Annotated in this window: 8 protein-coding genes; all 8 read left to right on the top strand. The window is 46.7% G+C overall.

Annotated elements, in window-relative coordinates; all coding sequences use genetic code 11:
* Positions 1–121 precede the first annotated feature (121 nt).
* Positions 122–340, top strand: coding sequence for a hypothetical protein (locus tag DW826_RS13250; RefSeq protein WP_242994104.1), 219 nt, complete (start codon positions 122–124; stop codon positions 338–340).
* Positions 341–397: 57 nt separating this feature from the next.
* Positions 398–1,765, top strand: coding sequence for a hypothetical protein (locus DW826_RS13245; RefSeq protein ID WP_181968070.1), 1,368 nt, complete (start codon positions 398–400; stop codon positions 1,763–1,765).
* 28 nt (positions 1,766–1,793) lie between these two features.
* Positions 1,794–2,810 carry an O-acetyl-ADP-ribose deacetylase gene (locus tag DW826_RS13240; RefSeq protein ID WP_117552968.1) on the top strand — a complete coding sequence of 339 codons (1,017 nt, stop codon included), beginning with the start codon at positions 1,794–1,796 and terminating at the stop codon, positions 2,808–2,810.
* Positions 2,811–2,994: 184 nt separating this feature from the next.
* Positions 2,995–3,474: a hypothetical protein gene (locus DW826_RS13235; protein WP_117552967.1), complete on the top strand. Its 480-nt coding sequence runs from the start codon at positions 2,995–2,997 to the stop codon at positions 3,472–3,474.
* A 143-nt stretch (positions 3,475–3,617) separates the two neighbouring features.
* Positions 3,618–3,845: a helix-turn-helix domain-containing protein gene (locus tag DW826_RS13230; protein WP_002576387.1), complete on the top strand. Its 228-nt coding sequence runs from the start codon at positions 3,618–3,620 to the stop codon at positions 3,843–3,845.
* Positions 3,826–4,434, top strand: a complete 609-nt coding sequence (locus DW826_RS13225; protein WP_117552966.1) for a DUF1819 family protein — start codon at positions 3,826–3,828, stop codon at positions 4,432–4,434. Before DW826_RS13230 ends, DW826_RS13225 begins: the two co-directional genes overlap by 20 nt.
* Before the next feature lies 1 nt (position 4,435).
* A complete protein-coding gene (locus tag DW826_RS13220) occupies positions 4,436–5,056 on the top strand; it encodes a DUF1788 domain-containing protein (protein ID WP_117552965.1) in 621 nt (206 codons plus the stop codon).
* Positions 5,057–5,074: 18 nt separating this feature from the next.
* Positions 5,075–8,728 (top strand): BREX system P-loop protein BrxC, encoded by a 3,654-nt coding sequence (brxC, locus tag DW826_RS13215; RefSeq protein WP_117552964.1) that lies wholly within the window; start codon positions 5,075–5,077, stop codon positions 8,726–8,728.
* The last annotated feature ends 20 nt before the right edge of the window (positions 8,729–8,748 follow it).

The raw sequence follows: 8,748 nt of genomic DNA, 5'->3' as shown, positions 1-8,748 counted from the left end.
TGAGGGGTAGGGGAGTTGAATAGGCGAAGCCTATTTTTGACCCATTTGCAGGTGCACATGCAAGGGGACATTCACTATTCATCCGTCTGCAAGGGCGCATCGTACAAGGAGGTACACATTTATGGCATTTTTCAACAGCGCAGTGAAAAAGGCGTTCGATGCTTATAAGAAAGAGAACGGCTCTGACAAAAAGCATCCACGCATCAGCGAGCTGAACGCAGAGTATGCGATGCTCCTGGAACGAAAGAAAAGCTCCTATGCAGAGTACCGCAAGACCAAATCGGAAATGTGCAAAATAATGTACATTGCATCTGTAACTCTATGTGTGGACGATATATAATAATATTAAAGCGAATGATGAGAAAGTTCTAAATGCAAAAAGAAAGAGGAAGACAAGATGGCAGTATGGAGATTACAGGTGAATACAGGAGGCACAAATGTTGCCGACTATTGCTTGAAAAATCATGTAGCAGCAATGGGATGGAGTCTGCGTGAATTAACCCAGGCAGAACGTTCTGGGATACATACATTTTTGGATTACTGTAATCTGGCAAGAACGCAGTACAAATCATTCGACAGTGTATGCCGCATGGTAGAGGATGTGAAAGAAGGAGATCTCCTATGGATGCGCTCAAGAAATGAAGGGAAATACTATATTGCGAGAGTTAAGGCGAACAGTACATGGGTGTTTCGCGAGGATGCAGTACAGATGGATGCAGCGAATCAGTTGACCAATATAGATTGGTATCCAGCTACAGATAAGGCAGATGAAGAATCCGTTCCTGGTGCTGTGGCAACATCATTTATTATGGGTTCAACCATCCAGAGAATTAAGAAAAATGGAGTGGAAGAATACAGTCAGATGTTGTATAACCGTGTCCACGATTCAGCGCTGGATCTATTCAATTATCCCGATCCAGCCCTCTCGTTATGCGAGAAGCATTTTTACAGCCTGCTTCAGCCGGAAGATGTTGAGGATTTACTTGCGCTGTGGCTGTATGATACGAAAGGCTACGTTTGCATTCCATCGACAAATAAAATTGCTACGCCAAAGTATGAGTGCGTTTTGGTTGATCCAAATGACCTGAACCGAAAGCATATTTACATTCAGGTAAAGAAGGGTGATGTTGATCTCAATACAGATGACTATTCCAGCCTGAATGGTGAAGTGTATTTGCTTACAACAGAAGGAAACGTTCAGAATGCACAGAAATATTCAAATGTGAAAGCAGCAGATCCAACGGTTATCTATGAATTTGCGATCAATCCGGATAAGTCTCATATCATTCCGGAGAATGTTTTATACTGGGTGAAGTTTCTGACAGAAATAGAAAATAATCGTTTGAAGTTTTCTGCGTGTAAAGGAATCATGTTTGATACGAATATCTCGTATTCAGATACAAATGAATCCGAGATGATTCTCGGAAACAAAATAGCGGCATATGGGGATGCCAAACGGTATATCGACAGCTTTCGCAAAGATGACTATGCTCTTTTTTATTCCAAAGGAAGAGGAATTATTGCGGTTGGACAGATTGTCACAGACACGCCGACAGAAGTGGCTGATGAAAAATATCATAGTGTCAGAATGATTGTGCCGGAAAAATTTAATGGGGATGTCAAGGCGTTGCCTGCGCTTTCTCCGAATGAAATAAAAACAATTTTGAAGCGGAATTTTTATTGGGCATCGACAATCAAAACACCGTTTCTTACAGGGGCACAGGTTGAAATGTTGATTCGAGAATTGCAAAAAAAGCATGTTTAACGATGTGCAGAAGAGGGAGGAATAAGCAATGCCCTTACAGATTATCAGAAACGATATTACAAAAATGAGCGTTGACGCAATCGTCAATGCTGCCAACACGTCTCTTTTGGGCGGTGGTGGTGTGGACGGCTGCATTCATCGTGCTGCCGGACCGGAGCTGCTTGCAGAGTGCAGTACGCTGCATGGCTGCGAGACAGGCAGCGCAAAAATCACAAAGGGATACCACTTGCCCTGCAAATATGTGATCCATGCAGTTGGACCGCGTTGGAGGGATGGCAAACATCGGGAACAGGAGCTTCTGGAATCCTGTTATCGGACATCTTTGAACCTGGCAAAAGAAAATGGCTGTCAGTCGGTGGCCTTTCCGCTGATTTCCTCCGGCATTTACGGCTATCCGAAAGACCAGGCTCTGAAGGTTGCAGTCGATACCATCGGCACATTCCTGCTGGAGAATGAGATGATGGTTTACATCGTTAGCTTTGATCGGAAGGCATATCAGATTAGCGGAAAACTTTTTGCTGATATCGCGGCGTACATAGATGACCGGTATGTGGAGGAACATACCGACAGACGGGCAGAACAGAGGCGGCGGCTCGAAGCATTGTCAGAGGAATCCTGCTTTGAAGCTGCACCTGCCCCGCTGCCGTCCGAAGCAATCTGTAAATCTTGCAGCAGTCAATCCTTGGAAGAGGCACTGGGACAGATTGATGAGAGTTTTTCGGAAATGCTGCTGTGGAAGATTGACGAAAGCGGCATGACGGATGCCCAGTGCTACAAGAAGGCAAACATTGACCGGAAGCTCTTCTCGAAGATCCGTTCGGATAAATTCTACAAGCCATCCAAACCTACGGTGCTGGCATTTGCCCTGGCTTTGGAATTGCCGCTTGCCCAGATGCAGGAGATGCTCGGCAAGGCAGGCTTTACCCTTTCCCATTCGAGCAAATTCGACATCATTGTAGAATATTTTGTCGAACGAGGAAACTACAATGTGTATGAAATCAACGAGGCACTGTTTGCCTTTGACCAGAGCCTGATCGGAGCATAAGGACAAAGAAATGTCGCTTTCCATGCGACCACCCTACAAAAGAAAATCGCTATACTATGGCTGTAAGGTACGAAACCGAGCAGCCATATGCGCGTGTAATGAGCCAAAGTTCGAGCTTGCTCGAAACCTTGGCGAATACCGCAACAGCGAGCCCGCAAGGGCGAGATTTTGGGAGGACAAGCATATGAGAAAGAATTTAACAGAGCTCGTTTTTATCTTAGACCGCAGCGGTTCCATGAGCGGATTAGAACGGGACACCATCGGCGGTGCGATTCATCACATTGGAAATGTTCATAAGTACGCACGACCAGAAGATGTCCCGGAACACACTATGTTTGTAATCACTACGGACGGAATGGAAAATGCCAGCCGTCGGTACAACAGCGAAAAAGTAAAGCAGATGATCGAGCGGCAGAAAGCGAAATACGGTTGGGAGTTTTTGTTCCTCGGTGCCAATATTGACGCAGTAGAGACCGCAAGCCAGTTCGGAATCGGTGCAGATCGTGCAGTCAACTATCAGTGCGACAGCGAAGGAACTGCGTTGAATTATGAAGTGGTCAGCGAAGCAATCAGCTCTGTCCGGTGCAGTGCCCCGCTGAGCGCAGACTGGAAAAAGCGTATAGACGAGGACTACAAAAAGCGTGGAGACCGCAAGCACAAGTAAATGTTTTTTGAAGCCGGGGTGATGATTCACTCCGGTTTTTTGGAAGAACTTTCGATTGATTTTATTCGTTTCTTGGAGTAGAATATAAATGAGAAATTTTAACTTGCTGCGAGTGACTTTAGACATCGAAAAAGAGGTTCCGTATGGATTTCATGACGATTAAGCAGGCTTCTGAAAAATGGGGCATCTGCACAAGGAGAGTACAGACATTATGCACGGAAGGGCGAATTGATGGTGCCGAGCGTTTAGGCCATCAGTGGGTCATTCCTATTAACGCCGAAAAGCCGAAGGATGCCAGAATCAAAAGCGGCAGATATATTAAAACAAAATCCGGAAATGGAGAGAACGAAGATGGAAAGAAAACCGTATAGTGCAGGAGCAGTGAAATTTTCGTTCTGGTTCATGGAATTTCGGAAAACCGTGCAGCTTTTGAGCGAGGGTAAGAGCTTTGCAGACATTAAAAAGTTGAATGAAGAGACAAACATCTATGGCGCACCGACAAAACTACGAGCGCAGCAGATTTATTCTACCGTAACAGCCCGTATCAAGACATTAGATGAAAGCTTTTACCTAATCTTTTTGAGCAGTGATCTTGCTACACAAAAACTATTTGTGCTGACTGCGGCTCTTTTGCATGACACGCTATTCTTTGATTTTGTGTATGAAGTAGTGCGGGAAAAAATGATTCTTGGTTCCGATGAGCTGACGGATGCAGATATCCGGATATTTTTCAAAAATAAACAGGAACAGAGTGAGAAAGTGGCTTCTCTTCAAGACTATACGCTGCGCCGTCTCGGTTCCTGCTATAAGACACAGCTTTATGAAGCAGGACTTTTAGAAAGCAACCGGGCAAACAGCACAAGAAAAATACTGAAGCCAATTCTTGATATTGCATTTGAGCATTGGCTTTATGACCATGATCTTGGCATCATGGTAAAAACACTGACGGGGGTAAGATGAAATGGACAAGGTGAATTTCTCCGCAGGAGAAAGAGAGGGTGGCCTGGGCCATTTAAGCCAAAGACTGGACGAGATGGAGCTTGCAATCCATAAGCCGTTTTTCCGAAAAGGAACAGGCCGCGCAAATGAGGTCAACTATTGGGTGTTTGATTATCCACCGGAAAAGGAACTGGAGGTTCGGGAGCGCGTAGAGTACCTGAAAAATAAGAACGACCGGGGCGATGATGATTTTGAGCTTGTGGTCTTTGACCTGTATGATATCATCATTGACTTTTTGGAAAAGAAGAACTTCATGGAAAAGTGCTATGACTTTGAAAAAAAGCGAGGAATCGAGCGTATCGTCAAGGCACTGACCAACTCCATGAAGATAAATGACGATGACAGCTTAATCGTGCAATATATCAAAGAACATACGCCGGAGAATGCAGTTGTGTTCCTGACCGGTATCGGCAAGTGCTATCCGATTCTGCGTTCCCACAAGGTGCTTAACAATTTACATCAGGCGTTTGTGCGCTGCCCGGTCGTGATGTTCTTTCCGGGAACCTATAATGAGCAGGAGCTGATTCTCTTCAATGAGATTAAAGACGATAATTATTACCGGGCATTCCGACTGGTAAAGTAATGGATGGAGGAAACTGTTATGCAGATCAAGGACATGTTCCGAAAGAAAATTGACCGTGAGATACAGGGCGTTATCATTGTTGGTCAGGGTGAAGAAACGAATGTAGCGCAGGAGCTGGAAGAGTATGTTGTGACCCGTGAGCTTCAGCGTCATTTTGCAGATTTCTTTGCAGCATATAAAAAAGGTATTCAGGGAACCACACCGAAAATGGGTGTCTGGATTTCCGGCTTCTTTGGAAGTGGTAAATCTCATTTCCTGAAAATTCTGTCCTATCTGCTTCAGAATAAACAGGTCGGAGACAAACATGCCATCGACTACATTATCGAAGATCAGAAGATTACCAATCAGATGGTGCTGGCAGATATGCAGCTGGCAGCAAACACCCCATCGGACGTAATTCTTTTCAACATTGATTCCAAAAGCGATTCTAATGGCAAAGAAAATAAAGATGCCATTGTGAACGTATTCCTGAAAGTTTTCAATGAGATGCAGGGCTTCTGCGGTTCCATGCCGCACCTTGCTGACCTGGAGCGCAGGCTTTCCGAGGAAGGTCGTTTTGAAGAGTTTAAGGAAAAGTTTGAAGAGGAGTATGGCGATCCGTGGGAAAGCTCTCGTCAGGACTTCGATTTCATTCAGGATTCCGTTGTCGATGTTCTTTCTGACATAGATTTCATGAGCGAATCAGCTGCCCGTAACTGGTGCGAGAAAGCAACCGAGAGCTACCAGATCAGCATTGAGGATTTTGCCAAGCGTGTAAAGTCCTATATTGATAAAAAAGGTAACAACCACCATGTGGTTTTCCTGGTGGATGAGATCGGTCAGTACATTGGTGATGATTCCAAGCTGATGCTGAACCTCCAGACAGTGACAGAAGAACTGGGCAAGGAGTGCATGGGTAAGGCTTGGGTCATCGTAACGAGCCAGCAGGACATCGACTCCATTACCAAGGTGAAGGGTAACGACTTCTCCAAGATTCAGGGACGTTTCGATACACGCCTTTCGCTGTCCTCTGCCAATGTGGATGCTGTTATCAAAAAGCGTATTCTGGATAAAACTGAGACAGCAGCACAGAGCCTGCGTCTGCTCTATGACCAGAAAGCAACCATCATCAAAAATCTGATTGTATTCAACGACGGTGTGGAGAAAAAACTGTACGCCAACGCGGAAGATTTTGCAGAGGTTTATCCTTTTGTCCCATATCAGTTCAATCTGTTGGCAAGTGTGCTGACCAGCATCCGTACCCACGGTGCATCCGGTAAACACCTGTCCGAAGGTGAACGCTCCATGCTGGCCCTGTTCAAAGAATCTGCCATGCAGCTGATGGACGATGAGATGGGAGCCATCGTGCCGTTCTATCGGTTTTATGATGCTTTGGAAAACTTCCTCGACCACAGCCACAGCAGTGTGATCATCCGCGCGTATGATAACAGTTACATCAACCCGGAAAAGAAGGAAAAAGATGTCTTTGCTATCAATGTGTTGAAGACCCTTTTCCTGATTAAATATGTTTTGGAGATCGAAGCCAACGTGGACAACATCGTCAGCCTGATGATTACCAGCATTGACGATGATCGTATCTCTCTGAAAGCACAGGTGGAGGATGCACTGAAAGTGCTGATGCGCCAGATGCTGATTCAGAAGAATGGCTCCATCTATGTGTTCCTGACCGATGAGGAACAGGAGATCAACAACGAAATCGAAAAAGAAAATGTGGAGATGCCGGAGGTCATCACGAAGATTGCGGAGCTGATCTATGAGGACATTTTCTCCAGCAAGAAGTATCAATACCCCAGCTTTGGCGGACGGTATGCGTTCTCCTTCAATCAGACAGTGGATGACCGCCCCTATAAGGCAAACCAGAATTACGATATCGGCCTCCGTGTACTGACCCCGTGGTATGAGGGCGGCACCGATGATGGTACGCTGCGCCTTCTCTCCGGCCAGGGCAAGGAAGTCCTTGTGGTTCTGCCGAATGACGATGCGTTCCTGACGGAAATGCGTGCATACTTAAAAATTGAGCGGTTCCTGCGTAAGAATACTTCTGTGCAGCTTGCCAAGTATGAGACCATTAAGGAAGCAAAGCGTGTGGAGATGCGGGAACGCAACGGTAACGCCAAGCTTTACCTGACGGAAGCACTGAAAGAGGCTACCATCTATGTCAATGGCGATGTGCTGCACACTTCCGGCAAGGAAGTGACCAGCCGCATCAATGAGGCTATCGGCAGACTGGTGCAGACGGTTTATCACAAGCTGTCCTACATTGACGCAGCGATGGGCGAAGCAGACATCCGGAAGATGTTCAAGACCAGCAATCAGCTGTCGCTGGCACTGGGAGATACCGGAGAATCCAATGTTCACGCGCTGGATGATGTGCTGCAATTCGTGGCAGGTAACTCCCGGATGCACATGAAAACTTCTATGAAAACGATCAAGGATCGCTTTATGAAAGCACCCTATGGCTTTGTGGAAGATGACATCCATTGGCTGGTGGCACGTCTCTTTAAGCGTGGAGATCTGTCCTTTACGGTCAATGGTGAGAGCGTCAATCTGAACAACCGTTCCGAGGAAGAAATCATCGGCTACATCACGAAGAAGCAGTTCGTGGATAAGCTGCTGACGGAAGTGCGCGTCCGTGTGCCGGAAAACCAGAAAAAGGTCGTCCGCACCGTGATGAAAGAGCTGTTCAAGGTGGCACCGCCTGCCGATGACGAAGATACCATCATGAAGAACTTCCAGCACTACTGCGAGAATCGGATCACTGAGATTGAGCGGCTGGAACCGAAATATGAGAATTACGCCTATCCAGGAAAGGAACTTCTGGAAAAGGGCAAGAAGCGGCTTTCCGCACTGGTGCAGATTCAGGCACCGCTGGAATTCTTTAAGACTGTATTTGACGAGCAGGACGATCTGATGGATTTTGGCGAGGACTATGAGCCTATCCGTGATTTCTTTGGCAGTGAGCAGCTGACCATCTTCACCCGTGCGCTGGATATGCTGAATATCTACGAGGACAGCAAGACCTACATCGTGGATGCAGAACTGGAAGACGTGGTGGCTAAGATGCGCACCATCGTCCGGATGGCGAAGCCCTATAAGGAGATTCCGAAGCTGCCGGAGCTGCGCGAGAAGTTTATGAACTGCTATATGCGCATTCTGGAAGAGCAGGCAGAGCCGGTCAAGGATTCCATCAATCAGGATCGGAACCGTGTCTTTGAAGTGCTGAACACCAAGTCCTATAAGGATGCGAAGTTCAACCGTTATCTGGAACTGTTTAAGGAGATCATGGACGGTGCGGAGCACTGCAACAATGTCTCCACTCTGCGTAGTTATGCAGATAAGGCGGAAGCACTGAAGCTGCGCCTGCTCAATGAGATGAACGCAGAGGATATCCGTCTTGTGCAGGAAGCTGCGGCAAAGGCCGAGGCAGAGCGCAAGCGTCAGGAAGAAGAGGCGAAAAAACGCGGCGAGACCGTGAAACCGGCAGAAAAGGTCGCAGAACCGCAGCCGGTATATAAGGTGCGCACCACGAAGAATGTTTCCATCAAGACGGTTGCCAAGACTGCATCGTGGCGGTTGGAGAGTAAGGACGACGTTGATAAATACCTTGCCGCATTGCGTGAAAATCTGCTGAAAGAGATGGACGAAGATACAATCGTCAACATTGAACTATAAATGACAGGAGGATTGGCTCC

This window comes from Clostridium sp. AM34-11AC, assembly GCF_003435375.1.
Classification (GTDB): domain Bacteria; phylum Bacillota; class Clostridia; order Lachnospirales; family Lachnospiraceae; genus Pilosibacter; species Pilosibacter fragilis.
This window is presented reverse-complemented; position numbering and strand designations above follow the sequence as displayed.